The sequence below is a fragment of the Streptomyces sp. NPDC002403 genome, from assembly GCF_053593015.1.
This window is the reverse complement of sequence record NZ_JBSFBQ010000006.1, coordinates 76,947-102,455: the sequence shown is the minus strand read 5'-3', so window position 1 is coordinate 102,455 and position 25,509 is coordinate 76,947. Positions and strand designations below refer to the sequence as shown.

25 protein-coding genes are annotated in these 25,509 nt (G+C 68.9%); 19 read left to right on the top strand and 6 right to left on the bottom strand.

What is annotated here, in order from left to right; translation table 11 throughout:
- Nucleotides 1-4: 4 nt before the first annotated feature.
- Together ACWCPY_RS09795 and ACWCPY_RS09790 are read left to right on the top strand one after the other, a co-directional pair.
- Nucleotides 5-415 carry a RidA family protein gene (locus tag ACWCPY_RS09795; protein WP_189545226.1) on the top strand — a complete coding sequence of 137 codons (411 nt, stop codon included), beginning with the start codon at nucleotides 5-7 and terminating at the stop codon, nucleotides 413-415.
- 117 nt (nucleotides 416-532) lie between these two features.
- The gene (locus tag ACWCPY_RS09790) at nucleotides 533-2,008 is read left to right on the top strand and encodes a GntP family permease (RefSeq protein WP_451263809.1); all 1,476 of its coding nucleotides are present in this window, start codon (nucleotides 533-535) and stop codon (nucleotides 2,006-2,008) included.
- A gap of 137 nt (nucleotides 2,009-2,145) precedes the next feature.
- Here ACWCPY_RS09790 and ACWCPY_RS09785 read toward each other — a convergent pair whose 3' ends face one another.
- The 3 genes from ACWCPY_RS09785 to ACWCPY_RS09775 form a co-directional block, all read right to left on the bottom strand.
- Nucleotides 2,146-4,260 carry a LamG domain-containing protein gene (locus tag ACWCPY_RS09785; protein WP_451263808.1) on the bottom strand — a complete coding sequence of 705 codons (2,115 nt, stop codon included), beginning with the start codon at nucleotides 4,258-4,260 and terminating at the stop codon, nucleotides 2,146-2,148.
- A gap of 172 nt (nucleotides 4,261-4,432) precedes the next feature.
- A complete protein-coding gene (locus tag ACWCPY_RS09780) occupies nucleotides 4,433-6,679 on the bottom strand; it encodes a serine/threonine-protein kinase (RefSeq protein WP_451263807.1) in 2,247 nt (748 codons plus the stop codon).
- A gap of 284 nt (nucleotides 6,680-6,963) precedes the next feature.
- Nucleotides 6,964-8,697 carry a chitinase gene (locus tag ACWCPY_RS09775; protein WP_451263806.1) on the bottom strand — a complete coding sequence of 578 codons (1,734 nt, stop codon included), beginning with the start codon at nucleotides 8,695-8,697 and terminating at the stop codon, nucleotides 6,964-6,966.
- 694 nt (nucleotides 8,698-9,391) lie between these two features.
- On the opposite strand from ACWCPY_RS09775, the gene ACWCPY_RS09770 reads away from it, so the two are divergent.
- The 14 genes from ACWCPY_RS09770 (at nucleotide 9,392) to ACWCPY_RS09705 (ending at nucleotide 21,372) form a co-directional block, all read left to right on the top strand.
- Nucleotides 9,392-10,258 carry a hypothetical protein gene (locus ACWCPY_RS09770; RefSeq protein WP_451263805.1) on the top strand — a complete coding sequence of 289 codons (867 nt, stop codon included), beginning with the start codon at nucleotides 9,392-9,394 and terminating at the stop codon, nucleotides 10,256-10,258.
- Between the two features lie 75 nt (nucleotides 10,259-10,333).
- The gene (cpaB, locus tag ACWCPY_RS09765) at nucleotides 10,334-11,041 is read left to right on the top strand and encodes a Flp pilus assembly protein CpaB (RefSeq protein WP_451263804.1); all 708 of its coding nucleotides are present in this window, start codon (nucleotides 10,334-10,336) and stop codon (nucleotides 11,039-11,041) included.
- A gap of 7 nt (nucleotides 11,042-11,048) precedes the next feature.
- Entirely contained in the window at nucleotides 11,049-12,332 is a 1,284-nt protein-coding gene (locus tag ACWCPY_RS09760; RefSeq protein ID WP_451263803.1) for an AAA family ATPase, read from the top strand.
- 90 nt (nucleotides 12,333-12,422) lie between these two features.
- The gene (locus tag ACWCPY_RS09755; protein WP_451263802.1) at nucleotides 12,423-12,815 is read left to right on the top strand and encodes a TadE family protein; all 393 of its coding nucleotides are present in this window, start codon (nucleotides 12,423-12,425) and stop codon (nucleotides 12,813-12,815) included.
- Entirely contained in the window at nucleotides 12,812-13,210 is a 399-nt protein-coding gene (locus ACWCPY_RS09750) for a TadE family protein (protein WP_451263801.1), read from the top strand. The genes ACWCPY_RS09755 and ACWCPY_RS09750 overlap by 4 nt, the downstream gene beginning before the upstream one ends.
- Before the next feature lie 59 nt (nucleotides 13,211-13,269).
- The gene (locus tag ACWCPY_RS09745; RefSeq protein WP_329818175.1) at nucleotides 13,270-14,607 is read left to right on the top strand and encodes a CpaF family protein; all 1,338 of its coding nucleotides are present in this window, start codon (nucleotides 13,270-13,272) and stop codon (nucleotides 14,605-14,607) included.
- Nucleotides 14,608-14,617: 10 nt separating this feature from the next.
- A complete protein-coding gene (locus tag ACWCPY_RS09740; protein ID WP_451263800.1) occupies nucleotides 14,618-15,556 on the top strand; it encodes a type II secretion system F family protein in 939 nt (312 codons plus the stop codon).
- Nucleotides 15,557-15,570: 14 nt separating this feature from the next.
- Complete coding sequence (locus ACWCPY_RS09735; protein ID WP_451263961.1) at nucleotides 15,571-16,458, top strand: DUF5936 domain-containing protein; 888 nt, start codon at nucleotides 15,571-15,573, stop codon at nucleotides 16,456-16,458.
- Between the two features lie 51 nt (nucleotides 16,459-16,509).
- Nucleotides 16,510-17,826, top strand: a complete 1,317-nt coding sequence (locus ACWCPY_RS09730) for a sensor histidine kinase (RefSeq protein WP_451263799.1) — start codon at nucleotides 16,510-16,512, stop codon at nucleotides 17,824-17,826.
- 53 nt (nucleotides 17,827-17,879) lie between these two features.
- Nucleotides 17,880-18,977 carry a response regulator gene (locus ACWCPY_RS09725; RefSeq protein WP_451263798.1) on the top strand — a complete coding sequence of 366 codons (1,098 nt, stop codon included), beginning with the start codon at nucleotides 17,880-17,882 and terminating at the stop codon, nucleotides 18,975-18,977.
- Between the two features lie 245 nt (nucleotides 18,978-19,222).
- Entirely contained in the window at nucleotides 19,223-19,453 is a 231-nt protein-coding gene (locus ACWCPY_RS09720; RefSeq protein WP_329818171.1) for a Flp family type IVb pilin, read from the top strand.
- The gene (locus ACWCPY_RS09715; protein WP_451263797.1) at nucleotides 19,453-20,067 is read left to right on the top strand and encodes a pilus assembly protein TadG-related protein; all 615 of its coding nucleotides are present in this window, start codon (nucleotides 19,453-19,455) and stop codon (nucleotides 20,065-20,067) included. The genes ACWCPY_RS09720 and ACWCPY_RS09715 overlap by 1 nt, the downstream gene beginning before the upstream one ends.
- Nucleotides 20,068-20,098: 31 nt before the next feature.
- Nucleotides 20,099-20,713, top strand: a complete 615-nt coding sequence (locus tag ACWCPY_RS09710; protein ID WP_385542636.1) for a hypothetical protein — start codon at nucleotides 20,099-20,101, stop codon at nucleotides 20,711-20,713.
- Nucleotides 20,714-20,766: 53 nt separating this feature from the next.
- Nucleotides 20,767-21,372 carry an OmpA family protein gene (locus ACWCPY_RS09705; RefSeq protein ID WP_451263796.1) on the top strand — a complete coding sequence of 202 codons (606 nt, stop codon included), beginning with the start codon at nucleotides 20,767-20,769 and terminating at the stop codon, nucleotides 21,370-21,372.
- 62 nt (nucleotides 21,373-21,434) lie between these two features.
- Here the strand turns inward: ACWCPY_RS09705 and ACWCPY_RS09700 are convergent, their stop codons facing one another.
- Both ACWCPY_RS09700 and ACWCPY_RS09695 read right to left on the bottom strand, forming a co-directional pair.
- A complete protein-coding gene (locus tag ACWCPY_RS09700; RefSeq protein ID WP_451263795.1) occupies nucleotides 21,435-21,626 on the bottom strand; it encodes a hypothetical protein in 192 nt (63 codons plus the stop codon).
- A gap of 11 nt (nucleotides 21,627-21,637) precedes the next feature.
- Nucleotides 21,638-22,489 carry a DUF5753 domain-containing protein gene (locus ACWCPY_RS09695; protein ID WP_451263794.1) on the bottom strand — a complete coding sequence of 284 codons (852 nt, stop codon included), beginning with the start codon at nucleotides 22,487-22,489 and terminating at the stop codon, nucleotides 21,638-21,640.
- Between the two features lie 322 nt (nucleotides 22,490-22,811).
- Here ACWCPY_RS09695 and ACWCPY_RS09690 point away from each other — a divergent pair, with 322 nt between their 5' ends.
- From ACWCPY_RS09690 to ACWCPY_RS09680, 3 genes are all read left to right on the top strand, one after another.
- Nucleotides 22,812-23,378, top strand: a complete 567-nt coding sequence (locus ACWCPY_RS09690; RefSeq protein ID WP_451263793.1) for an ATP-binding protein — start codon at nucleotides 22,812-22,814, stop codon at nucleotides 23,376-23,378.
- A gap of 123 nt (nucleotides 23,379-23,501) precedes the next feature.
- Nucleotides 23,502-23,717: a hypothetical protein gene (locus ACWCPY_RS09685; RefSeq protein ID WP_451263792.1), complete on the top strand. Its 216-nt coding sequence runs from the start codon at nucleotides 23,502-23,504 to the stop codon at nucleotides 23,715-23,717.
- A gap of 65 nt (nucleotides 23,718-23,782) precedes the next feature.
- Nucleotides 23,783-24,280, top strand: a complete 498-nt coding sequence (locus ACWCPY_RS09680; protein ID WP_451263791.1) for a hypothetical protein — start codon at nucleotides 23,783-23,785, stop codon at nucleotides 24,278-24,280.
- A gap of 105 nt (nucleotides 24,281-24,385) precedes the next feature.
- On the opposite strand, the gene ACWCPY_RS09675 is transcribed toward ACWCPY_RS09680, so the two are convergent.
- A complete protein-coding gene (locus tag ACWCPY_RS09675; protein ID WP_451263960.1) occupies nucleotides 24,386-25,300 on the bottom strand; it encodes a ketopantoate reductase family protein in 915 nt (304 codons plus the stop codon).
- Nucleotides 25,301-25,509 lie beyond the last annotated feature (209 nt).

Sequence of the window (25,509 nt, the reverse complement as noted above, 5' to 3'; positions counted from 1 at the left end):
AGCCATGACCGAGAAGATCGCCCTCACCCCGAGCACCCACACCACGCCCCCCGCGAAGTTCTCGCACGGGGTGAAGAAGGGGAACATCCTCCAGGTCGCCGGCCAGGTCGGCTTCCTGCCCGCCGTCGAGGGCCAGGCCCCGACCCCCGCCGGTCCGACGCTGCGCGAGCAGACCCTCCAGACCTTCGCCAACGTCAAGGCGATCCTGGAGGAGGGCGGCGCGAGCTGGGACGACGTGATGATGATGCGCGTCTACCTCACGGACGTGGACCACTTCGCCGAGATGAACGAGATCTACAACTCCTACTTCGCCGAGCAGAACCTCAAGGCGGCCCCCGCCGCCCGTACGACGGTCTACGTCGGCCTCCCCAAGGGCCTGCTGATCGAGATCGACGCCCTCGCGGTTCTCGGCTGAACCAGCTGATCCACTTGCCGCACCGGCTCCACGCGCACGGCACGGCGCTCCACCTCGCAGGAGCGCCGTGCCGCGCTCCCCCACACCCGAAAACCTTCTCCGACAACGGAGTCACGCATGCTGCTCGCCGCAAACCCACCACCGGCCGAGACACCGCCCCACACCGGCGGCATCCTTCCGCTGATCGACGGCACCGCCGGTCTGCTCACCGTCGCCGCCCTCGGGATCGCGCTCCTCCTCTTCCTGATCATCAAGGTCAGGCTGCAGCCGTTCGTCGCGCTGCTCGCCGTCTCCATAGCCGTCGGCCTGGGCGCCGGACTCTCCGTCACCGAACTCTTCGGCACGGTCCAGAGGTCCGCCGCCGTCTCCGTCATCGAATCCGGCATGGGCGGCATCCTCGGCCATGTGGCGATCATCATCGGGCTCGGCACGATGCTCGGCTCGATCCTCGAAGTCTCCGGCGGCGCCGAGGTGTTGAGCTCCCGCCTGCTGAACCTCTTCGGCGAGAAGCGCGCCCCGCTCGCCATGGGCCTGACCGGCCTCATCTTCGGCATCCCGGTCTTCTTCGACGTCGGCATCTTCGTCCTCGCACCGATCGTCTACGCCGCCGCCAAACGCTCGGGCAAGTCGATCCTGCTCTATGCGATGCCGCTGCTGGCGGGCCTCTCGATGACCCACGCCTTCCTGCCGCCGCACCCGGGACCGGTCGCCGCCGCCGGACTCTTCCACGTCTCCCTCGGCTGGGTCATCCTGATGGGCGCCGTCGTCGGCATCCCGTCCGTCCTCGCCGCCTGGGGCTACGCCGCGTGGATCGGGAAGCGCATATTCGTCGCGGTCCCGCAGGACATGGTCGAGGCCGCCGAGGAGGCCAGGGCGGCGGTCGTCGCCGAGCAGCGGGCCGCCGGAGTCACCCCGCGCGAGGAGCCGGTCGCGCTCTCCACCGTACTCACGATCACCGGCACTCCACTGGTGCTGATCCTGGCCGCGACGTTCTCCTCCATCGCGCTGGACCCCTCCACCCCGCGCTCCGTCATCGAGTTCTTCGGCAACCCCTTCGTCGCCCTGACGATCGCGCTGGTACTGGCGTACTACCTGCTGGGCATCCGCCGCGGCTGGTCCCGCAAGTCCCTCGAATCGGTGTCCACTTCGTCCCTCAAGCCGGTCGGCAACATCCTGCTGGTCGTCGGCGCGGGCGGCGTGTTCGGCGCCGTCCTCAAGGCCAGCGGCATCGCGGACGCCCTCGCCAAGACCTTCAACGACGTCGGCCTGCCGGTCATCCTGCTCGCCTGGCTGATCTCCGTGGTCCTGCGCGTCGCCCAGGGCTCGGCGACCGTCGCCATCGTCACCACCGCCGGCATCGTCGTCCCCCTGGTCGAGGGCCAGGACCTCTCGCAGGCCCATCTGGCCCTGATCATCATGGCGATCTCGGCCGGTTCGATCTTCGCCTCGCACGTGAACGACGGCGGCTTCTGGATGGTGTCGAAGTACTTCGGCATCTCCGAACGCGACACCCTGAAGTCCTGGACGGTCCTGGAGACGGTCCTGTGCGTCGCGGGGTTCGCGGTGGCGGCGCTGCTCAGCCTGGTGATCTAGGGCGAGGGCTTCATCGGGTCCCGGCCGTGATACCCGGCGGCTGCCCGAAGCCCGACGGCCCGCAGGAACCTCGGTTCCGGCGGGCCGTCGGGAGGCCGGCGTCCCTGCTCAGCGGGGACGGGTCAGCAACGGACGGATCAGCACAGGCAGGGATCCGTACCCCAGCCCAGGCCGAGCACGTCCTCGTCCCGCAGCGCACCGGAGTAGGCCTGCACCTCGTCCACATCGCCGTGGAGGTACTCGCCCCAACCGTCACCGACTTGGGCCCGGCCGATCTGGAGGGCACCGGTGCTGTGCGGGCCGTGAGGGAGAGTCGCGCTCGCCGCGGCGTTGGTGTAGCCGTCGAGGTAGAGCTTGATCGTGTCGGTTCCGTCGTCGTAGACCACGGCGAGGCGATGCCCCTGGCCCACGCCGCCGTCCGCGCCCGCGATCTGGGACACCACCTTCTCGGGGGCCCCGGCCTCGTCCCTCTCCGGCACAACCAGCTGCCAGGCGTGCGTGGACGGCTCGTAGCGCACCTTGAACGCGTCGGTGTGCTCGCCGGCCTGCGAGAGCACGGTCATCGGGTGGGCCGGCGCGGAGTCCGCGAGGCGCACGACGACGCCGAGGGTGAAACCGTCCCCGGTGTCCACGACGGGTCCGTCGGCAGCGGCGTACCCGGTCCCGCCGTCCAGGCGGAGATGCCCGTCGCCGACGAGCGGCGGCGGTACGTAGGGGCAGTCGGGGTCCGCTTCGGGGATGCAGGAACTGTCGGAGCCCCGGTAGATCGAGGCTCCCGCACCGAGCCGCAGGGGTGCGCCGTCCGACTGCTCGGGGCTCGTACCGTCCGCCGCGGTCTCCATCGACCAGTGGCCGAGCAGCTTCGGCTTGCGCAGTGCCAGTTCGGCCACCTCGTCCGGGACCACGACCCGGTCGTGGACCTGTACGTCACCGATGTCACCATGCCACCGGTCACGGTAGCCGGTGGCTCCGAGGGCGCGTCCGATCTGGAACGCGCCGGCCGCCTCGGCGGGAGTCGCCTCTGCCGCGGTGCCGACCTCATGACCGTTGACGTACAACTGGGCGCGGCCGGTCTCCGCGTCGTACAGCCCCAGCAGATGGGCCCACTCGCCGGTCTCGGGCGTGCCACCGGACACCCGCGCGCCCGCGATCGCGAACGACCAGACAGGGCCGGGGTCCTGGTCGCGCAGCCCAAGGCCGAAGCCGGGCCTCCCGGCCGCGTCCTGGCTGGCGACGGTCATGTCCCGACCGGTTTCGGCGGGCCGCACCCAGGCGCTGACGGCGAAGGTCCCTCGGATGTCGGTGGCCGGGGCGTCCGTGGTGAGGAAGCCGTGGCCGCTGCCGTCGAGGCGGGCCGTGGCGGTGGCTCCGGTGCCCGAGGGCGCCGGGCCGCCGAAGGTCACGCCGGTCCCGGCACGGGCGACGGCGCCCGTCTCGGCAGCGGCCGAGCGGGAGCCTGCCGGATCGTCCAGCTTCCAGCGGGCGACAGGGGCACGCCCGGACTTCACGTTGAAGTCGTACCGCGACTCCCCACTGCTTCGGCCCGACCGGTCGATCGCACGGACCGTCAGCGACTTGGGCCCGGAAGTGAGCGGCAGGTACGGAACGGTCACAGCCGCGCCGGGCTGCTCGGCGAAGACGGTCTCCTGCGGGCCGCCCAGGAATCGGTACGTGTACGACACCACGTCGTCGGAGGGCGAGTCCATGGTGAAGTGGCCGTAGACGCCGACCCCGTCCACCCAGAACTCGTCCTCCGGCTCGGGGTACTCGGGGGATCCGAGCGTCGCCTTCTCAGGGTTCATGTCGTCGTACACGAACGAGCAGACCGAGCCGTCGCCCTCATCGCTCCATGCGGAGGTCGCCTTGCCGTCGTTCGCGCGGACGTGCCAGGAGACGACCGTGTTCGCCGGGATGTCGTCGGGCAAGGTCCAGTAGTGGCGAGACCCCGACGACAACGTGATGGTGGTGTAGGCACGGCGCTGCTCCGCCCCTGCCCCGTCCTTCCACCATGCCTCGAACTCGCCCTTGACCGGGCTGGACTCGGAGGGCTGATTGTCCTCCTCCGGGTCGTACAGCATGGCGCTGAGCCTGGGCGGCTCCGATACGTAGGGCATGTCGTCGCCGGTCGCGCAGGCCTTGCCCTGCGTCTGGAGGTCCTGGACCAACGGCTGCTTCGGCGGCAGATTGTCCACCGCGTACGCCGTACCGGCAGGCGTGGCCAGCAGCGCCGCCAAGCAGCTCCCCACCACCATCCGACCGCGTCTGCGTCTTCTCCCGAACCTGGTCAAGTGGCCCTCCCCTGTGTTTGCTGAAGGCTCGTGGATCACACGAGCCGCACGAAGCTAGCAGAGAGCACCGACAGCGCCGCAGAGGATTCCGGGACGGGGGAGGGGGGAGGCGCACGGGGACGAAGGGCCGCGTCCGTCAGGCCGCCGAGGCGCAGATGATGCTCCGGCCGTTGTTCACCTGCCAGTACCAGAACCGCTCCCCGCTCCCGGCCGGGCAGGTCCACTTGGTACCGGCGGAGGGCGCCCGGTAGTACCCGGTGATCCGGAGGATCGACTGGCCGGCCCGGGGGACGGTCGACGAGTTGCAGGACAGCACCACCGTCAGATCGGCGTCGACGGCCCCCTGGACCTGCGCGGGGAAGCACTGGCCCACCTGGTACACGCGGTCGAGGCAGAGCGTGCGCTCGACCCCGTCCACACCGGACTTGTGCCACCAGGTGAAGCCCTGCCCCGTGTCGCAGGAGCTGGATTCCCCGGGCCGTGAGGTGACCTGGTTGACATGCATATAGGCGTTTCCAGCACGGCAGTTGACCCGGACCGGGGTCGTGGCGCTCATCTTGCCGTGCCCGTCGTTGTACACATCGAGGCAGTCGCCGGCACTCACGGCGCGGAACGCCCGGTCGATGGCGTCGGGTGTCGGGGTGGGTGTCGGAGTGGGTGTGGGGGTCGGGGTCGGGGTCGGGGTCGGCTCGTCCGAGGTGCCCCCGGAGTCGCCGCTCTCGTCGTCGGTGCCGGTGTTCTCGTCGTCGGAGTGGGTGTCGAGACCGCTGCCGGACGTGACGGCACCGGAAGTGGTGGTGCCGGCGGAGGAACCGCCGCTGCCGCCCGCCTTCCCCGAGGTGTTCCAGGGCTGCCAGATCATCAGGGCGACGACGACGGCGACGGCGATCAGCCAGCCCCAGTTCGAGGAGCTGCCCGAGGAGCCGCCCGACGGACGCGCGTTCCCGGCGGGCGAGGCGTTGCCGGCCGAGGCGTTGGAGGAAGCGGCCGCCCGCGCACGCGCCGCGCGGATCGCCTGCTCGGCGCGGGCGGCCTCCTCCGCGCGCTGCCTCTCGGCCCGCTCCCGCCTGGCCCGCTCCCGCGCGGCCGCCTCCCGCCGGGCCTGGTCCTGCGCGGCCCGTTGCCGCTCGGCGCGTGCGGCCTCCTGGCGGGCGGCCTCCGCGCGTTCCCGCTCGGCGCGCTGAGCCTCCTGGCGGGCCGCCTGCGCCCTTTCGCGCTCCGCGCGTTCCCGCTCGGCGCCTTCGGCCCGTTCGCGCTCCTCGCGCTCCCGTTCGGCCTGCTCCGCCCGCTGCCGCTCCGCCAGCTCCGCGAGCGCCGCCAGCTCCTGCCGCGTACGGTCGCGGCGGGCGCGGTCGCGGGCGGCGCGGGCCTTGCGCTGCTCCGTGTAGACCATCGTCGGGCGGGGCGGCGGCACCACGTTCGTGGGGGCGTCGGCGGTCGGGGCCGCCGGGTTCGCGGGGCGGGCGTTCGCGAGCTCCAGGCCCTGGGTCGCGTACGCACCGATCAGTTCCGTCCACCGCGGCGGCAGCCAGCGGGTACCGCTGTGCGTCGCCGGCAGGCCCGCCTGGTCCCGGCGGAAGCGGGCGAGCAGCGCGGCGGGGGCCGGGCGCCCGGCCGGGTCGGCGGCGAGGCAGGGGCGGATCGTCGGGACGAGTTCCTTGGGCAGTCCGTCGAGGTCGAGTTCACCGCGCTGGACGCGGGCCAGCAGCCGCAGGGTGTCGCCGTCCGCGGCGTACGGCGGCCGTCCCGTGGCGAGCAGGAACAGCGTCGCGCCCAGCGAGTACACGTCCGAGGCCGCCGTCGACGCCTCGCCGCGCGCCTGCTCCGGGGAGGTGAAGGCGATCGTGCCGAGCGTGAGCCCGGTGAGCGTGAGATCGCTGGCGTGCGAGATGCCGAAGTCGATGACCCGCGGCCCGTCCAGCGGCAGCAGCACGTTCTGCGGCTTCACATCACGATGGACGATGCCCAGACCGTGCAGGGTCACCAGCGCCTCCGCCGTCCCGGCGGCGATCCACCGTACGGCCGAAGCGGGCAACACCCCGCAGGTGCGGACGAGTTCGGCGAGCGAGGGCGCGGCGATGTAGTCGATGGCCATCCACGGCCGCTCGGCCTCCGCGTCGGCGTCCCGTACGCGCGCCGTGTACGCGCTGTCGACCCGCTGCGCGAGCGACACCTCGCGGGCGAAGCGCCGCCGGTCGGTCTGGCTGACGTCCCCCTCGGCCAGCAGTGTCTTCACGGCGACGAGCCCCTGCCCGCCGCGTTCCCCGCCGCGGGCCAGATAGATCCGCCCCATGCCGCCGGACGCCAGCCGTCCGATCAGCCGGTACGGTCCGAGCGTCGCCGGATCGTCCGCGCCCAGTGCCTGCACCCGCGCCCCGGCCATGACTCTCCCCCTGTCGCATCACCGTCGAGCCCGACAACGGTGCCACGCCCGCGCTCGAACAGCCATGGAATGAGGGAAGTCCCGGACACTCTGTTGCCGGTCCGGGACAGGAGCGGGACGGCCGCCGGACCCGGAACGTGCAGCAGCGCCGCCGGGGGAGCGGCGGCGCTGCTGGTCATTGATGCCGGCAGGAGGTCAGGGCCGCTTGCCGTGTGTGTACCGGCCGAGTCGTGCGCACCGGGCGTCGGACACGCACCTGGCCCAGGACACGCACCAGCCGTTGGTTACGGCAGGCCGTGCACGTGCGGGGCCACCGCGTTCGACCAGGCGTTGCCCGACTTGGCGTCCCAGTTGGTCGACCAGGTCATCGCGCCCCGGATGCCGGGGTACGTCTTCGAGGGCTTGAACGTGCCGCAGTTGGTGCCGGAGGCCAGGCAGTCCAGGGCCGCGTTCACGACCGAGGGCGCCACGTAGCCGCTGCCCGCGCCGCTCGGGGAGGCGGGCACACCGAGGCCGACCTGGGACGGGTCGAGACCGCCCTCCAGCTGGATGCAGGCGAGTGCGGTGAGGAAGTCCACCGAGCCCTGCGAGTAGACCTTGCCGTCACAGCCGAGCATCGAACCGCTGTTGTAGTACTGGGTGTTGACGACGGTCAGGATGTCCTTGATGCCGAGCGCCGTCTTGAAGTACTCGCCCCCGGTGGACTGCATGTCGATGGTCTGCGGGGCCATCGTGATGACGAGGCCAGAGCCCGCCTTCTGGGACAGCGAACGCAGCGCCTTCGTCATGTACGTGGAGTTGAGACCGTTCTCCAGGTCGATGTCGACACCGTTGAAGCCGTACTCCTGGATGAGCGAGTAGACCGAGTTCGCGAAGTTGGTCGCGGAGGCGTCGCTGTTGACCGAGATGGAGCCCTTCTCGCCGCCGACGGAGATGATGACGTTCTTCCCGGCCGCCTGCTTCGCCTTCACGTCGGCCTTGAACTGGTCGACGGTGTAGCCGTTCAGGCCCGCCGTGTCCAGGTTGAAGGTGACGGCGCCCGGCGTGGTCGTGGCGTCGGCGAAGGAGACCGCGATGATGTCGTAGTTCGCGGGTACGTCACTGAGCTTCTGCACGGTCGCGCCGTTGTTGAAGTTCTGCCAGTAGCCGGTCACCGCGTGCTTGGGGACGGAGGTGCCGGGGTTGGGATTGCCGCCGCCCTCCTTGGCCGTACGGCCGCTGACCGTCGTCGACTTGACGGATTCGCCGGCCGCGTTGGTGGCGGTCACCGCGAACTGGTACGCCGTGTCGGCGGCCAGCCCCGTGACGGTCGTCGAGTTCCCGGTGGCCGTGGTCGCCTTCTGGCCGTCCCGGTAGACGGTGTAGCCGGTCGCGCCGGACACCGCGTTCCAGGACAGGGACACGGAGGAGGTGGTGGTCGCGCCGACCGCGAGCCCGGCCGGGGCGGACGGAATGGTCGGCTCCGGGTCGGTGCCGCCCCCGCCGTCGGGGCCGTTGACCGAGACGTCGTCCACCAGATACGCGGACTGCCCGTACCAGCCGTGCGTGTAGACATCGACCGAGGTGGTGCTCGGACCGGTCTTGAAGGTGGTGGTGAGCTGGGTCCAGTTGCCGGAGCCGGGTGACCAGGTCGACACGTCGGTGGTTCCGGTGCCGCTCGCGCCGAGGTACGCGTACCCGCCCTGCACCCAGGAGCTGAGCGAGTACGTCGAGTTGGGCTTCACGGCCACGGTCTGCGTGCACCGCGCGTTGTCCTGGCCGGACGGCGTGGCCTTGAGAGCGGCGGTGCCACCGTGCACGGGGGAGGAGACGGTGGTGCCGCTGCCGCCCGTACAGGACCAGTTGGCGAGCCCGGACTCGAAGCCCGCGTTCTTGGCGACGTTGATGTCGGCGGCCTGGGCGCTTCCGGTGAGACCCGTGGCGGTCAGCGCGCCGGCCGCGAGGACGGCCATGGCGGCGCCGAGCCGGATTCGGCGGCGCCCGTGGATTCTGTGGCCGCTGAGGGGGGAACGTTCCACTTGCTGCCTCCGTGGGGAGTTGGGGATGCCTGCCGGGGGTGCCCGGGGAGGAGCCGGCGGGGGACCGGCGGTACTCCGGACCGTCCTGGAGGTGACGGGGAGAAGAAGGGGATGTGGAGTTGAGGAACGGTGGCCACCGCTGGCCGATAAACTGGTCCAGACCAATCAAGTTGTCAAGACCTCTGGCAACGGGACCCGCGGCGATCGTGTCCGCCGGATGCGCCCGTACGCGCTCCGCTTGTGCCCCGCGACGCCCTCCGCGGGCCGTCGAAGTCCAGTCGGCGCGCCTGGGAATTGACGTTTTGTTGACCTCTCCGGGTCGCGTGCGGGTGAAGGGGTGGGGTGCTCGGACAGTGACGATCCGGCCTCCGGGGCGACGCCGGTGCGCAGGGTTCCGTATCCGCGCTGACGTGCACGGATGAATTCCCGGAGCAAGGTGGCCGGGAGGTGGATCCGTAACCCTCCGCAGTTGTACAGAAGTTGACCATTTTCGATTTGATCCGATTTAGCACTCAGGCGATACGCGGGCGCCTCGCACATGTTGTCGGACTGGCCTCCGAAAAGTGTTCTCTGCCAGGTAGGACGTGGATAAAGTGCTGAGGCAGAACCGCGGAGCAGGAGCGATTGCGGCCGACGTCATGACCGGCGTCCGGCCGGAGCCGAAACGGGGAACAGCGTGCCGACCGCAATAGCAGTGACCAGTGCTGACTTGGTACTACCTCCGACCGATCAGCAGACACCGACAGCCGCCCTGCTGCAGGCACCCGATGCCCAGGCGCTGGAGATGGCCATCGGTGACATGCACGTGCTGCTCGAACAGCACGGCTATGTAGTCGCCGTCTACCCGTCCGGCATCTCGCCCGCGCACGAGCGCCGGCTCTACTCCGTACGCTCGGTCCTGGAGAGCGACCGCGTCGCCCTGGTGAAGGTGGACCTCCCGCCGCTGGGCGTCGCCGTACTCGTCAGGCAGCTGCGCCAGTTGTCCATCTGTGACTTCAGCCCGGGAGTGGTCGCCTCCGCCGCCCGGCTGCTGACGCACTACATCCACGCCGGCGCCCTGCTCCACTCCGTCACCAAGTTCGACCGGGTCCCGGTCGACCTCAGGACCCATGCGAAGTCCTGGGTACCCGGCTCGCAGTTCGCCGTGGTCGCGGGGCCCGAACCGCAGCTCGTCAGGGTCGGCCCGAAGGCCGACCCGCCGACCGGACCCGAATTCGGCACCCACCTGATGACCGCCAAGGGGCAGTCCCAGTCGGAGTGGGTGAAGGAGACCCTCGCGCCCGCGTGGAAGGTCCAGTCCATTCACGAGTCCGCACTTCCGTCCGAATCCCCGGCATGGTGGGGAACCGGAAAACTGGTGGAATTCGCCGCCTACCTGCCAGACATCTCCGTCCTGTACCAATTGGTGGCCTCCGTACGCCGTGAGAACTGCCACTGGTGCGGAATGGAACTCATCGGTGACCGCTGCGGGTTCTGCTCCTCCCCGCTACCCGCAGCCGCGAACCGAATGCACTCTGCCGGTGTCCTCAGCCATGGAGCGCTCGCACCACCGCAGTCCTAGCGCTTCCGCTTTCCTCCGTAGACGCCCTTCTGTCCGCTGCCCCAAGCATCCGAATCGAACGAGGTTGTCCGGCCCATGAACTCCCGTCAGCGCCGCGGCGTGATACTCCTGCTTTTGTCGGTTCTGTGCGCCTTCGGCGCCTTCGCCGGCGTGCTCTCGGTGATCAGCGATGTCAATTCCAAGGTCGGGCCGGAGGTCTCGGCCTACCAGCTGAAGTCCGACGTAGCGCCCTATACCGCCCTGTCCTCCGGGCAGTTCGAGAAGATCTCGATGCCCAAGCGCTGGCTGTCCCAGAACGCGGTCACCGATCTCTCCGAGGTGAACGGCAAGATCGCCGTCACCCAGCTGCGCAAGGGCTCCCTGCTCCAGTCCGACATGATGCAGCGCCGCCCCGAACTGCAGCCCGGGGAGCAGGAGATCGCCATCATGATCGACGCCGCGACCGGTGTCGCCGGCAAGATCACCCCCGGCGCCACCGTCAACATCTACGCCACCTTCGCCGGTGAGCGCGACGGCGAGCCCTCCCAGTCCAAGGTCATCGTCTCCAACGCCAAGGTCCTGGACGTCGGCAAGCTGACCGCCCTGGAGCCCAACCACGACGGCAAGTCCAACATGGGCACCGAGGCCGTCCCGATCACCTTCGCGCTCAACACGCTCGACACCCAGCGCATCGCCTACGCCGAGTCCTTCGCGGAGCACGTACGTCTCGCGCTCCTCGCCTCCGGCAGCGACAGCACCATCCGTCCGGGCGACCGCTCCTACACGCTCGACAAGGACAAGTGAGGATCGAATGACCACGAGGATCCTCCCGGCCGTCGGTGACGTCGACGCGGCCAGATCCGTCACCACCCTGCTCAGCCAGCTCCCCGAGGCGGAGCCGGCCGCTCCGGTCAGCGACTCGACCCAGCTCATCGACACCCTCGCCCGCCTCGCGGGCGAGTCGCTCGACGATCTGCCCGAGGTCGTGCTGGTCCACGAGCGGATCGGACCGGTGCCGGCCCTGGAACTGATCCGGGAGGTCTCCCTGCGCTTCCCCGCCATAGGGGTCGTGCTGATCACCGCCGATGTCACCCCCGGTCTGTTCTCGAACGCGATGGAGTCGGGCGCACGAGGCGTCGTCACCCTCCCCCTCAGCTACGAGGAATTGGCCAACAGGGTTCAATCCGCGGCCCAATGGTCCGTCGGAGTCCGCCGCCACCTGACCACCGGGAACGATGTCTTCACCGGTCCCGGCGGTACGGTCATCACCGTCAGCGGCGCCAAGGGCGGTGTGGGGACCACCCTCACCGCCGTGCAGATCGCCCTGGCCGCCCAGGCGTCCGGGCGCAGTGTCGCCCTGGTCGACATGGACCTCCAGGCCGGTGACATCGGCTCGTACCTCGATGTGCAGTTCCGGCGTTCCATCGTCGACCTGTCGACGATCACCGACATATCACCGCGCGTCCTGTCCGACGCCGTGTTCAGTCACGGCACCGGTCTGGCGCTGCTGCTGGCACCCGGCGAGGGCGAGAGCGCCGAGGAGGTCAGCGACCGCTCGGCCCGGCAGATCGTCAGCGCCATGCGTTCGCGCTACGAGGTCCTGATCGTCGACTGCGGCAGCCAGCTCCAGGGCGCCAGCGCGGCGGCCATCGAGATGGCCGACACGGCACTGCTGGTCACCACACCCGATGTGATCGCGGTGCGCGGCGCCAAGCGTGTCGTACGGATGTGGGACCGGCTCCAGATCCGCAAGGCGGAGGAGACGGTCACCGTGGTCAACCGCTTCATCCGCAACACCGAGATCCAGCCGCAGCTGATCGAGAAGATCACCGGCACCACCACGGCCAACACCGCGATTCCGGCGAACTTCAAGGAACTCCAGGCCGTCGTCGACGCCGGCCGGCTGCACGAACTCGACTCCAAGAGCACGGTCAAACAGGCCCTCTGGGCCCTTGCGGGCGAGCTCGGCATCGTCAAGGTTCCTGAGAAGGAGAAGAGCGGCGCGAAGTCCGGCGCGAAGTTCAAGAACGACCGAGGCTCGATCGGGCGCCGGCGCGACCGCGACGGCGACTCCAGGAAACGGCCGACGACCTAGGGGGCAAGTTGACCAATGGCACTTACCGAGACGAAAGACACGGAGACACGGGGAAGGCGTTACGGTGACGCCGCCCCGGCGGGGGACGGCATGCGCGCCCGTCTCCTCGGCCGCAGGCGCGACCGCGGGCAGACGGCGATCGAGTTTTTGGGTGTCACACCGCTGATCATCCTGCTGCTGGTCGCACTGTGGCAGTGCGCGCTGATCGGCTACACGTTCTCCCTGGCGGGGAACTCGGCGGACCAGGCGGCACACAAGGGCGCCATCGCACAGGGCACGCGCGGACAGGCGTGCCGGGACGCAGCCGAGGAAGACCTGCCGCCGGTCTGGCGGAAGTCCATGAAGCGGACGACATGCGAGAGCTCGGGCGCGCTGTACAAGGCCACGGTGAAGCTGCGGGTGCCGGTACTGGTGCCTGGAGTACTCAACTGGCCGATGACCATCGAGGGCAACGCCGCGTCGCCGCTGGAGGCCGAGCGATGAGCATGCGCGCACACACACCGGACCGGAAGGCCGCCGCATCCCGCCGGGATCGCGGCCAGGTCGCCATCGAGTACATGGGATTCATCCCGTTGCTGCTCCTGGTGGGCCTCTTCGCGATTCAGCTGGGGGTCGCCGCGTACGCCGCCAACCAGGCGGGCACCGGTGCCCGTGCGGCCGCGCGTACCGCCACCCAGGACGTGCCGCGCGGGGACTCGGAGCGGGCGGGGCGCGACGCGATGAGCGACTGGCTCGGAAGCCACAAGAACTCGAAGTTCAGGCGCCACGGTGGATCCGGCGACGTCACCTACACCACCCGCGTGCGGATTCCCTCCGTTGTGCCCGGGATCGACGACTGGGGTTGGGCCAGCCGCAGTTCCACCATGCCGCGAGGGTGAGCGGGGCCCGCATCGCAACACCGGAGCACCACTAGCACGTCTGAGCGAGGAGTTACGCAATGAGTCTGCGGGCACGCATGACCGCCCCCGAGAAGAACGGCGGGGCGCGGGAGGACAGCCACATGGTGGCCACGTACCGCGCCAAGCTGCTCGAAGAGATCGACCTGGCCGAGATGTCCTCGCTCGCCGCCGCAGACCGGCGAGCGCGGCTGGAGCGTGTGCTCAGCCACATCATCAGCCGCGAAGGGCCGGTCCTCTCGACCGTCGAACGCACTCAGCTGATCCGCCGGGTCGTCGACGAGGCCCTCGGGCTCGGCATTCTGGAACCGCTCCTCGAGGACGCGTCCATCACCGAGATCATGGTGAACGGACCGGACCAGATCTTCGTCGAGCGCAGCGGCAAGGTCGAGAAGCTGCCGATGCGTTTCAGTTCGCACGAGCAGCTGATGCAGACGATCGAACGCATCGTGTCGACGGTCAACCGCCGCGTCGACGAGTCAAACCCCATGGTTGACGCGCGTCTACCCAGTGGTGAGCGTGTCAACGTCATCATTCCGCCGCTGTCGCTGACCGGTGCGACGCTCACCATCCGACGGTTCCCGAGGGCCTTCACCCTCCAGGAAATGATCAACGTCGGCTCGCTCGACGATCAGATGCTGATTCTGCTGTCCGGGCTCGTCCAGGCGAAACTCAACGTGATCGTCTCCGGAGCCACAGGTACCGGGAAGACGACACTCCTCAACGCGCTCTCCGGTCTGATCCCCGACAGCGAGCGCATTGTCACCATCGAGGACTCCGCGGAGCTCCAGCTCCAGCAGAGCCACGTCATCCGGCTGGAGTCCCGGCCGGCGAACGTCGAGGGGAAGGGCCAGATCACCATCCGTGACCTGGTCCGCAACTCCCTGCGTATGCGCCCCGACCGCATCGTCGTCGGTGAGGTCCGCGGCGGCGAATCGCTCGACATGCTCCAGGCCATGTCGACCGGTCACGACGGCTCACTCGCCACCGTCCACGCCAACAACGCCGAGGACGCTCTCATGCGTCTGCAGACCCTGGCCTCGATGTCCGAGATCGAGATCCCGTTCGAGGCGCTGCACGACCAGATCAACAGCGCCGTCGACGTGATCGTCCAGCTCACCCGCCACGCCGACGGTTCCCGCAAGATCACCGAGATCGCCGTTCTCGACTCGCACGGCAGGGACCCCTACCGCATCGTGTCCGTTGCCCGGTTCGACGCCCAGCCCATGGACGCCGAAGGACGGATCAACGGCGAGTTCAAGTACCTCCCGATCCCGCGCAAGATCGCCGAGCGCCTCTACATGGCCAGCCAGCCCATCCCGCAGGCCTTCGGGGTTGCCGAATCCGCCGAACAGCTCGCCACCCGAGAGGCCAACTAGGTACCGAGCCATGACGAATCTCCCTCTACTCTCCATCGGCGTCACGCTGCTCGCCGGTGTCACCGGCGTCGCAGGTCTGCATGCCTACAGCGGTGGCAGGGCCGACCGGGACGCCCTGGTGGACCGGCTCTCGCACACCGGGCACATACCGGAGGCGGGCCGCCGTCGCCGGTTCCGGGCTCTGGACAGCCGGCTACGGAAGACCGGCCTGGGCCGGAAGCTCGAACTGAAGCTGGCCGCCACCGGCCTCGAGATCACCCCGGGCGAGTTCTTCGTCTACGCCGTCGTCGCCCTGGCCGGGCTGTGGATGATCGCTTCGGCCATGCTCGCCAGCTTCTTCGGCCCCGTCGCCGCCCTCATCGGCCTCTGGGGAACCAACGCCTTCCTGAACTGGCAGCGGACCAAGCGCACCGAGCACTTCATCAACCAGCTTCCCGAGCTCGCCCGCATCCTGGCCAACGCCACCCAGGCCGGCCTGGCGCTGCGTACGTCCATCAGCATGGCGGCGGACGAGATGGAGGACCCGGCCGGTGAGGAACTGGCCCGGGTCTCCCGGCGCCTTGCCGTCGGTGAGCCGCTCGAGGACGCGATGAGCGAACTCACCGACCGGCTGCCCTCCCGCGAGCTCGTCGTCCTCGTGACCACCCTGGTCCTTTCCAACCGGGCCGGCGGTACGGTCGTCAGCTCGCTGCGCAACCTCACCGAGACGCTGGAGGAGCGCAAGGAGACCCGGCGCGAGGTCAAGACCCAGCTCTCCCAGGTGACGGTCACGGCCTATGCCGTACCCGCCTTCGGGCTGGGTGCCATGCTCCTGATGAACGCGGTCATGCCCGGCGCTCTCGACCGTATGACCGGCGCGTTCATCGGCCAGGTAGCGGTGATCGTCTCCCTCGCTCTCTATGCGATCGGGTTCATAGTGATCCGACGTCTCTCCAGGATCGACGTCTGATGGGCGGCGCACACATGGACCTGCTGCTGGCAGGCGTCATAGGACTGGCGGTCTTCGGAGCCATCGCGGGTGTCCGCATGTACCGGGCCGACGCGAAGCTTCCCGGTGACCTCGCGATCGCTCTGGAAGTCGGCTCGACCCGTACCAGTGCGGTCGGCTCCGGCATCGACCGTCTCGGCATGCGCTGGGCCCCCATGGTGCTGAGGATGATGGGCCCCAAGGCGGTCAACAAGAAGCGCCGTCAGATCGACATGGCGGGTAACCCCGGCGGTCTGACCATCGACCGTTACGCCGCCCGCCGAGCCGTCTACGGCGGGCTCGGCCTGCTCGGCGCCTTCTCGATGATCATCCGCGGGCAGATCCTGCTCTCCCTGGTGCTGATCGCCTTCGGACTGTTCTGGGTCGAGGTCGGCATCTGGTCCGCGGTCCGCATCCGACGTGACCACATCGACCGGACGCTTCCGGACTTCCTCGATGTGCTCGCCGTCGTGGTCTCCGCCGGTCTCGGCTTCCGGCAGGCACTGGCCCGCGTCGCCGACAAGTACGAGGGCCCCTGGGCCGACGAGCTGCGTATCACCCTGCGCCAGATGGATATGGGCGTCAGCCGCCGGGAGGCATTCGAGCAGCTGCGCAAGCGCAATGACTCGGAGCAGGTCGCGATGTTCGTGACCACACTCCAGCAGGGCGAGGAACTCGGTGCGCCGATCGTCGAGACGCTGATCCAGATAGCCAACGACATGCGGCGCACGGATGCCCAGAACGCCCGCCGGAAGGCGGCCAGGGCCGTTCCCAAGGCGACCTTCGCGGTCACCACGTTCCTTCTCCCCGGAACGCTCGTGATGCTGACGGTCGGCTTCGTCTACGGGGTCAACGTCGACTTCAGCACCCTCATGGGCGGATGACGTGAACGAGGCGGACGGTGGGCAGATCCGCCGGGGGGAGGTGAGACGTCCATGTCGTTCCAACTCGGCAGCATCCAGTCGGGACTGAACGCGCAGGTGCGTCAGGCGATCGCCGATCCCGGGGCACGACCGGCGTTCGCGATCCAGCTCAACGCGCTCCAGGCGATGTGCCGCCAGGTCTTCGGCTTCCGGCTCGCCATGATCGCCGTCGCCACACCGTTCGCCATCGATCACACGGCCTCGGGCCTGGCCACCTGGCTGATCGGCTCGGCCATCCTCGTCACCTTCATGGGCAGCTACGTGCTGTTCCGTGACTGGGAACGCTTCGGCCCGGTTCTGCTGCGCCACCCCTGGCTGCTCGGCATCGACGCCTTCTTCGGGGCCCTGCTGCTGATCACCGCCTCACCGGAATCCACTCTCGCCTACGTCACCGTGTGCACCCCGATGCTGGCCGGGCTGGTCCACGGCTGGCGGGGTGCCGCCATCTTCGCGGCGCTTCAGACCGCGATCGTGCTCGGTGTGTACGGGACCGATCCGAGGCTGGAGGCTGGGGGCGCGACGGCGTTTCTCCTTCCCGGTTTCTGCGTGATAGCCGGAGCGGTCGGAGTCACGTTGCGCAACCTCCTCCTCCGCTTCGGTTCCGCCAGTCAGGCCCTCACCGAAACCAAGGCGCGGCTTGCTGTCAGCGAGGCCGTGGAGGGCGAACGCGCGCGCCTCGCCCGGGAAATGCACGATTCGGTGGCCAAGACCCTGCACGGCCTCGCGCTGGCGGCCGACGGCCTGGCGGTGTCCTCCGACCGGATGGACCCGCTCACCGTCAGGCACCAGGCCGAGCTGGTCGCCCGCGCCGCCCGCCGGGCCGCCGCCGAGTCCCGTGAACTGCTCTCCGACCTGCGCCGCGAGTCCGGGCTGGACGGAGGAGTGGACGTGACGCGCGAGCTCCGGGCCCGCGCCGACGACTTCACCCGACGCCACGAGCTCACCGCCACCTTCCGACTCATCAACGACATCCCGATCCCACAGGTCCCACAGGTGGTCGCCCGGCAGCTGCTCACCATCGCCTCCGAAGCGATGGAGAACGCCCACCGTCACGCACAACCCACCTACCTCGTCGTACTCGCAGGTGTGAAGGGCGACGTCCTGCGCGTCAGCGTGTACGACGACGGGCGCGGCCTGCCCCCGGGCACGACGCTCGACGACCTCCGGCACGCCGGGCACTTCGGCCTGGTCGGAATGGTCGAGCGGGCCGCTTCCATCGGCGCCCGTATCCGTATCGGAAAGGGGAAGGCGACCAAGGGCACCGAGGTCCGCCTGGAACTCCCGATCGCAGCTCTGCTCGCCACTGCCGGCGCGGAGCAGCCCGACTGAACCGCTCCGTCTTCACCCTCACCCCCCATCAGACCCTTGAGAGGAGGTCGCAGATGCCGGACGACGTCTCCCGCGCGTCGGGCCAGAACCGGGCCGCACAGCACCACGCGTCCCAGCACACGTCCCCGCACGTCACACCGCTCACCTCGGAGCCCAGCTCCCACGCGTTCCCTGTCTCCCAGCAGCCCGCGGCATCCGAGCCCATGTCCCCCTTTCCCGCGGCGGCACCCATGGCCGTGCCCGGCGCCCTGAGGGTCGTCGTCGCCGACGACAACCCGGTGGTCCGGGCCGGCCTCGGCGTCCTGCTCTCCGGCCGCGACGACATCGACGTCGTCGCGGAGGCCATGGACGGGCGCCAGGCCTACGACATGGCCGTCCAGCACCGTCCGGATGTCGTCCTGCTCGATGTCCGGATGCCCGGCGTGGACGGCATCTCCGCACTGCCGCACCTCGTGCAGATCGCCCCCGTGATGATGCTGACCTACAGCCGGGAGAACGAGATCGTCCACGAGGCGCTGCGCCTGGGCGCGAGCGGCTATCTGGTCCACGGCGAGTTCACGGCCGATCAGCTGGTACAGGCCGTACGCGACACGAAGGACGGCCGGGCCCACTTCACCGCCACCGCGGCGAACGCCCTCCTTGCCCACATGCGCCAGGGCCCAGGGCCGCAGTCGCGACCGCTTCCGGAGGGGCTCGGAACGGCGCTGACCAGAGGCGTTCCCTACCAGGGTCCCGGGTACGACGGCCACGGCCCGAGTTCCGTTCAGCAACACGGTGCGCCTGCACACGCACTCAAGCCCGAACCGCCTCGACCTGCGCCGCGCCCGGTCCACTCATCGCAGGGTCTTTCGCATCTGCAACCAGTTGTGGCACAGTCTTCCATGGCCGGGGAACCGGGCGCGAAGCTCAACAGGCAGCAGTACGGGCTGAGTTCACGGGAGGTGGAGGTCATGGAGCTGATCGCTTCCGGCATGAGCAATCAGCAGATCGCCGCCACCTGCTTCATCAGCGAGAAGACGGTCAAGAACCACATCAACCGCATCTTCACCAAGCTGCACAGCGCGAGCCGTAGCGAGGCCATCGCCCGCTGGCTCGGCACGGCCCCCTCCACGGGCAGCGGAGTTCGCGAGGCCGGTGGTCACCGTGGCTGAGCAGAAGAGCGTGAACGTAGCCGTGACGGGACATGGGTCCTGGCGACATGTGCGGGTGCCGCAGACCCAACTGACGCTTTGGGCCCGGGAATGGGCCCTGGGACCCTCCGGCGTGCGGGTCGCGCCGCCGTATGTTTCTCATGTCGCCAGCGGCACCGGCCAGGAGGAAGCCGGTACCGCAGGCGACACCAATGAAACTTGCGAGTCGGCCGGCTACCGGTCGGCCGAACCCGGAGGGGATCACCATGTCGAACATCACCCTGAAGACCGCCGTTCGCATCAACGGCTGGGCCAACACCACGGTCAGCGCGATCCAGAAGCGCTACGAGGCCAAGGACCGCGGCCAGACGGCGTTCGAGTACCTGGGCATCATCCTGGTGGTCGTGGCGATCATCGGCGCGATCGCGGCCTCCGGCATCGGCGGCTCGATCTCGAGCAAGATCTCCGACCTGGTGTCGCAGATCAAGGCCGGCTAATGACCGCGAAGCTTCGCGGCGAGGCAGGGCAGGCTTTCCCCATCTATGTTGTGATGGTGGCGGGCCTGCTCTTCCTCGCGTTTGCCTTCTTTACCGTCGGCAAGGCCGCTGCCTTGCGCAATGGGGCCCAGGGTGCGGCAGATGCTGCCGCGCTGGCTGCCGCTCAGCAGTCCCGTGAGCAGTTCGAAGGCCCGTTCCTCGCTTCTCTTCCCGAGAGCATGCTGGACATGTTCCTCCAGGCACACCCTGTCACCGGGTGCCCTGCGGCGCAGGCGATGGCCGCAGAGAACGACGCGAAGCTCACCCCGCCCGGATGTGTCGCCACGCCCGGCGGGGAGCGGGACGAGATCAGGGTTGACGTCAAGACGCTCAAGCCTGTGGGTGCGTCTGTTGTTCCCGGCATGAAGCGCACGTTCGCCAAGGGGCACGCCACCGCCGTCATCGAGTGGCGCTGCCCCACGTGGAGGTCCGTCGACTACAACGACGACACCGTGCAGGACATGTACTTCTTCTCGTGCAGGGGAGGAGAGATGCTCCAGATCAGTCCGAGCAGCCCTCCGCCCTGGGAACAGGTGAGCAAGATTCTCTTTGACGTGCACCTGGTCGACAGTTGACAGTGAACGACGAGTAAAGGAATCAGAAGCGATGAGCATTCGGCGCTCCATCAAGTCCCGAAGGGTAGTGGCAGCTGTCTCGATGACGGCGGCACTGGCCCTGGCCGTCACCGGCTGCGGTGCCGACGACGGCGGAGGGACAAAGGACACCGGTTCGCCGTCTTCCCCCGCGTCTCCGAAGTCCTCCGACGAGGACAAGGGGAAGAAGCAGGAGGACACCGCGGCCGGAGAGAACGTGGACCCGAATGTGAAGCTCGCTGAGGCCAGGGGCGACAAGAACATGCTGCTGGTCGTCAATCAGGTGAAGCGGGACTCCGGCGGCTTCGTCACGGTTCAGGGCGAGTTGAAGAACCAGGGCCAGACCGTGGTCAACCCGTCCGCCTGGGCCGGGGGCGAGGCCGCCATTGTCAGCAAGAACCTGAACTCCGTCGGTGGCGCCACGCTCGTGGACAAGGCCGGAAAGAAGCGCTACTACATCCTCCGGGACACCGATGGTCGTTGCCTGTGCACGACCGGGATGTCCGCTGTCCAGCCCGGCGCGTCGGTCCCGGTGTTCATGCAGTTCCCGGCGCCGCCCGCCGAGACGACCGAGGTCGACTTCAACCTGCCGACGTTCGCCACCACGTCGCTGAAGATCTCCGGGTGACGGGCGAGATGACAAACACCTGCATGCGGCGTGGTCCGATTCAACTGGCAGGCATGACCCTTGCGGCGATGGTGCTGATGGCCGGCACGTCCGTCATGGGTGCCTCGGCCGCGCTGGCCGATGACGGACCGAGCGTACCGCCGGGTACCGAGGCATCGGCGGCCCCGCCGGTGGCCGTGGACGGCAAGGACCCCGACCTCAAGATGGTCGACGGTGCCACGCTCGCCCCCGCCAAGGTCCTCGACATCATCCAGGTCGTCGAGGACATGGGCGGCGAAGAGCGCCGCGAGGACAGCAACGCGAGCATCAAGTTCGCGCTCCAGGCCGAGGTTCTCTTCGGCAAGGACAGCGCGAAGCTGAGTTCCGCGGCCAACTCCCGTATCGCCGCCATCGCCGCCGAGATCAAGAAGCAGAAGGCCACCAAGGTGCGGGTCTTCGGCTTCACCGACAACCTCGGCTCGTCGGCCCACGGTGACGTGCTGTCCAAGCAGCGCGCCAACGCGGTGCAGGCGGTGTTGGTGAAGGATCTCGGCTCGACCGTCACCTTCGAGATCCGTGGCTATGGCGAGCAGTACCCGATCGCCGACAACAGCACGGAAGAGGGCCGCAAGAAGAACCGTCGCGTGGAGGTCTCCTTCCCGCGCGGCACGTCTTCCTGAGGAACCGCGCCACAACAGGGCCCGGCACCGCGAGCACATCGCGGTGCCGGGCCCTTCGCGCTTCACATCAGGTGGTCGGCCTTGCCGGCCTTGATGTCGCGGATCAGCTGCTGGAGGGCCTCGCGGCTGTCGACGAGGTAACGATCCTCCTCGCCTCTCACGGCGATGAATCCGTTGCCTTCTATGTCGGTGCCCAGCCGGAAACAGTTGTTTCCCTCACCGCAGTACGGTTCTTCCCAGTTGATGTCAGTCATGCTGAACTTCCTCAGAGTTGGCGGGAGACGGCGCGAATGAAGTCCCGGGATTCGGCGGAAGACAGCGAGGCGTCCTCCATCCAGTTCAGGTGTGCGCGGTACTTGGTCAGCTGCGCATCCGCGTGCATGAACTCCGGGCCATGAGCTGAATCGAGCTGCACGGTGTCGAGCTGCGGCACGACGCCGTGGGCATAGAGGAGTGCGTGCCCAGCTCCGGGGAAAGCGCCCCGGTCCACCGGGATCACCCGCACATCGACGTGCTTGCGTTCCGACATCTCGCAGAGATGCAACAGCTGCTCGCGCGTGATGTCTCGGCCACCGAACTGCATGCGCAGGGCTGCCTCATGGACGTAGCCCACGTATTCGATGGGATCCTCGCGGTCGAGCACCTGTTGCCGTTCCATGCGATGTGCGACCCGCAGTTCGATCTCCAGGCGGGACAGCTCGGGCAGCACGGCGCCGAACACCGCCCGGGCGTACCCATCGGTGTGGAGCAGGCCGGGAAGATGGACGGTCTGCGCGGTACGGATGCGTGTCGCGTGCCATTCGAGTTCGGCGATGTCCAGGAGGCCTGGCGGGAGTGTGCCCCTGTACTGATCCCACCAGCCGCGTTCGCGCTGCTCGGCCATTTCGACGAGCGCATCGACGTAAACGGTTTCGGCGCAGGCGTAGTTGCAGGCCAAGGTGCGAACGCGTGCGGACGCGATCGGGCGGACCCCGCCTTCCATGTTGGAGATCTTCGTCCGGTCGACTCCCAGCAGTCCGGCTGCGTACGCGGTAGTTGCCTCGGCTGCAACGCGCATCTTGCGCAGCTCGGCGCCGAGTCGCTTCTGGCGCTCCGTCGGAGTGGAACTGCTGGGCATGGGCCCTCTCTTCCATGGACTGTGGGAACAGTCTGCCGTTGCACAGGGCGCCCAGTCCAACAGTGTGGAGGTAATTGCCTCCAGCTTGGCGACACGTGTGCCATGTCTGCGCTACGTTAGGTAACGCACCGCTCACGCAGCGCCGACGAGTTGGAAGTGCATCACGCGGTCCTGCCCGCATCCTCCTGTCCTGGGAGGGGCGGTCCCGCGTCAGGGAGACAGGCCACTGCTCGTCCGCAACACAACAACGTGAGCCACCCGTGCGCGCCCACGCGAAGAGAGAGACACCGCCAACTCATCACCCGCATAAGGGGAATCAGCCATGCACTCATCCCCGATCGCCGCACTCTGTCCGGCCGCCGCCGAGACACGTATGCCGGTCCCGTCCATGTACCCGTATCCGCATCCGTATCCGTATCCGCATCCCACCCTGCGAACGAGCCAGCAGCCGCACCCCCGGCCCTACCTCCGCCCGAAGGGCCGCTCCGGGCGCGGGCTCGGGCTGAGCTTCACGTTGCCGGGTGACGTCCGCAGCGCGTACATCGGGCGGACCGTGGTCGCCGCCGCGCTGGAGGCGCACGGGCTCGCCCCGTACGTCTGGCCGGCCACGCACGCAGTGGACGAGCTGGTCGGGGTCACCGCCAGAATGAGCCCGGGGAAGGAGCTCTACGTGTCCCTGCGCCAGCGGGACGAAGCGGTGAGGCTCCTGGTCTGGGACCAGCACCCGCATCACGCAGAACCCGACCTGGCCACGCTCTGCGAGACGCGGCGCCGACGGGCGCTCTGGCTGCTGGCGGCCGTTGTGGACGACTGGGGCGGGGAGTGGGGTGCCGTCGAGGCCAAACCGCCGCAGCGCGGCATCAAGTCATGGGTGCAGTTGCCTCGTTGAGGCTCCAGGAGACGATTCCGCAGTCTGCCCCTCGGTCAGCCTGACCCGGCTGATCTGCGGACCTACCTGGGACTGGACCCGGAGCGCGTACGTGACCGCGGGCGCGGCACTTCCTGCGGACCGTTGCTGGAACCGGAGGACGAGGAGCCGGCCGACCCCGAGCCGATGGCTGCAGTGGTGACCGTCGGCTCGGACCGCTGCTATGTAGTGGCGAATGTCGCCGACCACCCGATCCAGGACGGCTCCGCCGCAGTGATCACACCCGGCATGGCGGAGATCATTCACCCGGCGAGGAGTCGACGCTCAGGGCTGCGGGTCGGATTGCGAGCCGGGGATTGACGCCGATCGCGAGCGCAGGACACTGAGGTCTGACGAGAAGGCGAGCAGGCGAAAGGAGGCAGTGCGTGGGAAGTCTGCTCAGGGGCGTCGCCGGCGTGCGTTGGAAGGCGCTGCGTGATGCGCGACAGGCCCCCGCCGGAGCCATACCGCCCCTGCTCTCCCGAATTGCCTATGGAAGTGGAGATTCCGTCAACCTGGCGATGGATGAACTCGGCGACATCCTCTGCGCGTTGGGTCTTGTCGTCGGGGAGGCGACAGCCCCGACCGTCCCCTTCCTTCTGGAACTGGTCGGGGCCCCGCACATTTCGGGCAAGCCGGAGTTGCTGGACCTACTGGAAAGCATCTTCCAGGCGGAGCAATGGCACTCCGCCGCAGCGGCGTGCGGTTCGAGGAACACAAGTTTCCAGGAACAACCCGCCTGGGAGGCGGCAGCCAGGGCGGCAGTGCTCGCAGGCCGGCCTGTCGTCGAGGGCCTCGCCTCGTCCGTGCGGCCGGAAGAGGCCGAAGCGGCGCGCAAGCTGCTGCGGGCCATGGACGAGGCGGCACCCTTCCCGGAGCTCTGAGCTGCGGCCGGAGGAGGGAGTCGGGGCGGAGCCCTGGCGAGTGACGACAACGCGGCGAGTGCGCGTGCCCGGCCCCGCGAGCCCGGCGTGATCCGAACGAGAGGCCTAGTGGCCTGCGGACTGCAGTTCCCGTACCACGCGGGTCGCCACCGGCACGAGCACACCGTGGCGGTCGGCCGCGCGCAGCAGCGCCCCGCCGATGGCGTCGAGTTCCAGCGGTCGGCCCGCTTCGGCGTCGCGCTGCATGGAGGACTTGGCGTCGGGAGGGAAGGCGTCGTAGCGCGCCAGGGCCTGAGCGGCGTCCACCGGTGCGCCGCAGGCGCGGCTCACCGCGGCGGTTTCGGCGACCAGGCTCTCCAACTCGTCGTAGTGACGGGTGCGGACCTCTCCGAGAGGCGCGCCGTACCGGGTGGTGAGGAGGGCGAAGGGGGCGAGGAAGGCCATCTTTGCCCACAGGGCTGCGGTCTCGTCCTCGGTCAGGCGGGCCGTCACGCCCGCGGCGGAGAGGGCGGTCGCCAGGGTTTCGATGTGGGGGCGGGGTGCCGTGCCGGCCGCCAGGTCGATCTCGACGAACGGGCTACCGTGCTCGATGACGACGGGCCCGCTGCCATCGGAGGCAAGCCGGGTCGACTCCACGCGGATCACTCCGGGGGCCACCCGGTCAGGCCGGTAGCGAGCGCGGAGGGTGGCGGGGTGCTCGACGCCGTTCAGCAGCGGTACGAGGAGGGCGTCGCCGAGGGCTGCGGGCGGGACGCGGGTGAGTGCGGTGTCCAGGGCGGTCTGCTTGACGGTGATCAGGCACGCGTCGACCGGCTCTCGCAGTTCGGTGTCCGCTTCCACGGCTGCGGTGAAGTCGCCGAACTGGCGGCTGTGCACCTCGATCCCGCTGCCGCGCAAGGTGCGTGCCGTGGCTTCGCGGGCCAGGCAGATGACGCGGTGGCCGGAGCGGGACAGCAGGGCGGCCAGCAGACCGCCGATGCCGCCCGGACCCAGAATGGCCACCGTGGGCTTGCTCGTCATGAGCGTCATGAAGTTGTCCTCTCGTAGGTCGGCCCCGGTGATCGGTGGCCGCCTTCGAGGCGATCTTCGCAGAGGTGCCCGCCATGCGTGCGACTGGGGGCGCGGACCAGGACACGCAGAGGAGCCGTATCAGGAGAGCTCGTTCCCCAACCGGACCACCCAACGATCACGACTCGATACGCGCCCCGGACACACGCACGCGGGGGCCG

What these genes read in the sequence shown, in the direction of transcription:
- ACWCPY_RS09795 (WP_189545226.1), top strand. Translation starts at nt 5, where the DNA reads ATGACCGAGAAGATCGCCCTCACCCCGAGCACCCACACCACGCCCCCC.
- ACWCPY_RS09790 (WP_451263809.1), top strand. Translation starts at nt 533, where the DNA reads ATGCTGCTCGCCGCAAACCCACCACCGGCCGAGACACCGCCCCACACC.
- ACWCPY_RS09785 (WP_451263808.1), bottom strand. Translation starts at nt 4,260, where the DNA reads ATGGTGGTGGGGAGCTGCTTGGCGGCGCTGCTGGCCACGCCTGCCGGT.
- ACWCPY_RS09780 (WP_451263807.1), bottom strand. Translation starts at nt 6,679, where the DNA reads ATGGCCGGGGCGCGGGTGCAGGCACTGGGCGCGGACGATCCGGCGACG.
- cpaB (WP_451263804.1), top strand. Translation starts at nt 10,334, where the DNA reads ATGAACTCCCGTCAGCGCCGCGGCGTGATACTCCTGCTTTTGTCGGTT.
- ACWCPY_RS09760 (WP_451263803.1), top strand. Translation starts at nt 11,049, where the DNA reads ATGACCACGAGGATCCTCCCGGCCGTCGGTGACGTCGACGCGGCCAGA.
- ACWCPY_RS09755 (WP_451263802.1), top strand. Translation starts at nt 12,423, where the DNA reads ATGCGCGCCCGTCTCCTCGGCCGCAGGCGCGACCGCGGGCAGACGGCG.
- ACWCPY_RS09750 (WP_451263801.1), top strand. Translation starts at nt 12,812, where the DNA reads ATGAGCATGCGCGCACACACACCGGACCGGAAGGCCGCCGCATCCCGC.
- ACWCPY_RS09745 (WP_329818175.1), top strand. Translation starts at nt 13,270, where the DNA reads ATGAGTCTGCGGGCACGCATGACCGCCCCCGAGAAGAACGGCGGGGCG.
- ACWCPY_RS09740 (WP_451263800.1), top strand. Translation starts at nt 14,618, where the DNA reads ATGACGAATCTCCCTCTACTCTCCATCGGCGTCACGCTGCTCGCCGGT.
- ACWCPY_RS09735 (WP_451263961.1), top strand. Translation starts at nt 15,571, where the DNA reads ATGGACCTGCTGCTGGCAGGCGTCATAGGACTGGCGGTCTTCGGAGCC.
- ACWCPY_RS09730 (WP_451263799.1), top strand. Translation starts at nt 16,510, where the DNA reads ATGTCGTTCCAACTCGGCAGCATCCAGTCGGGACTGAACGCGCAGGTG.
- ACWCPY_RS09725 (WP_451263798.1), top strand. Translation starts at nt 17,880, where the DNA reads ATGCCGGACGACGTCTCCCGCGCGTCGGGCCAGAACCGGGCCGCACAG.
- ACWCPY_RS09720 (WP_329818171.1), top strand. Translation starts at nt 19,223, where the DNA reads ATGTCGAACATCACCCTGAAGACCGCCGTTCGCATCAACGGCTGGGCC.
- ACWCPY_RS09715 (WP_451263797.1), top strand. Translation starts at nt 19,453, where the DNA reads ATGACCGCGAAGCTTCGCGGCGAGGCAGGGCAGGCTTTCCCCATCTAT.
- ACWCPY_RS09710 (WP_385542636.1), top strand. Translation starts at nt 20,099, where the DNA reads ATGAGCATTCGGCGCTCCATCAAGTCCCGAAGGGTAGTGGCAGCTGTC.
- ACWCPY_RS09705 (WP_451263796.1), top strand. Translation starts at nt 20,767, where the DNA reads ATGACCCTTGCGGCGATGGTGCTGATGGCCGGCACGTCCGTCATGGGT.
- ACWCPY_RS09700 (WP_451263795.1), bottom strand. Translation starts at nt 21,626, where the DNA reads ATGACTGACATCAACTGGGAAGAACCGTACTGCGGTGAGGGAAACAAC.
- ACWCPY_RS09695 (WP_451263794.1), bottom strand. Translation starts at nt 22,489, where the DNA reads ATGCCCAGCAGTTCCACTCCGACGGAGCGCCAGAAGCGACTCGGCGCC.
- ACWCPY_RS09690 (WP_451263793.1), top strand. Translation starts at nt 22,812, where the DNA reads ATGCACTCATCCCCGATCGCCGCACTCTGTCCGGCCGCCGCCGAGACA.
- ACWCPY_RS09675 (WP_451263960.1), bottom strand. Translation starts at nt 25,300, where the DNA reads ATGACGAGCAAGCCCACGGTGGCCATTCTGGGTCCGGGCGGCATCGGC.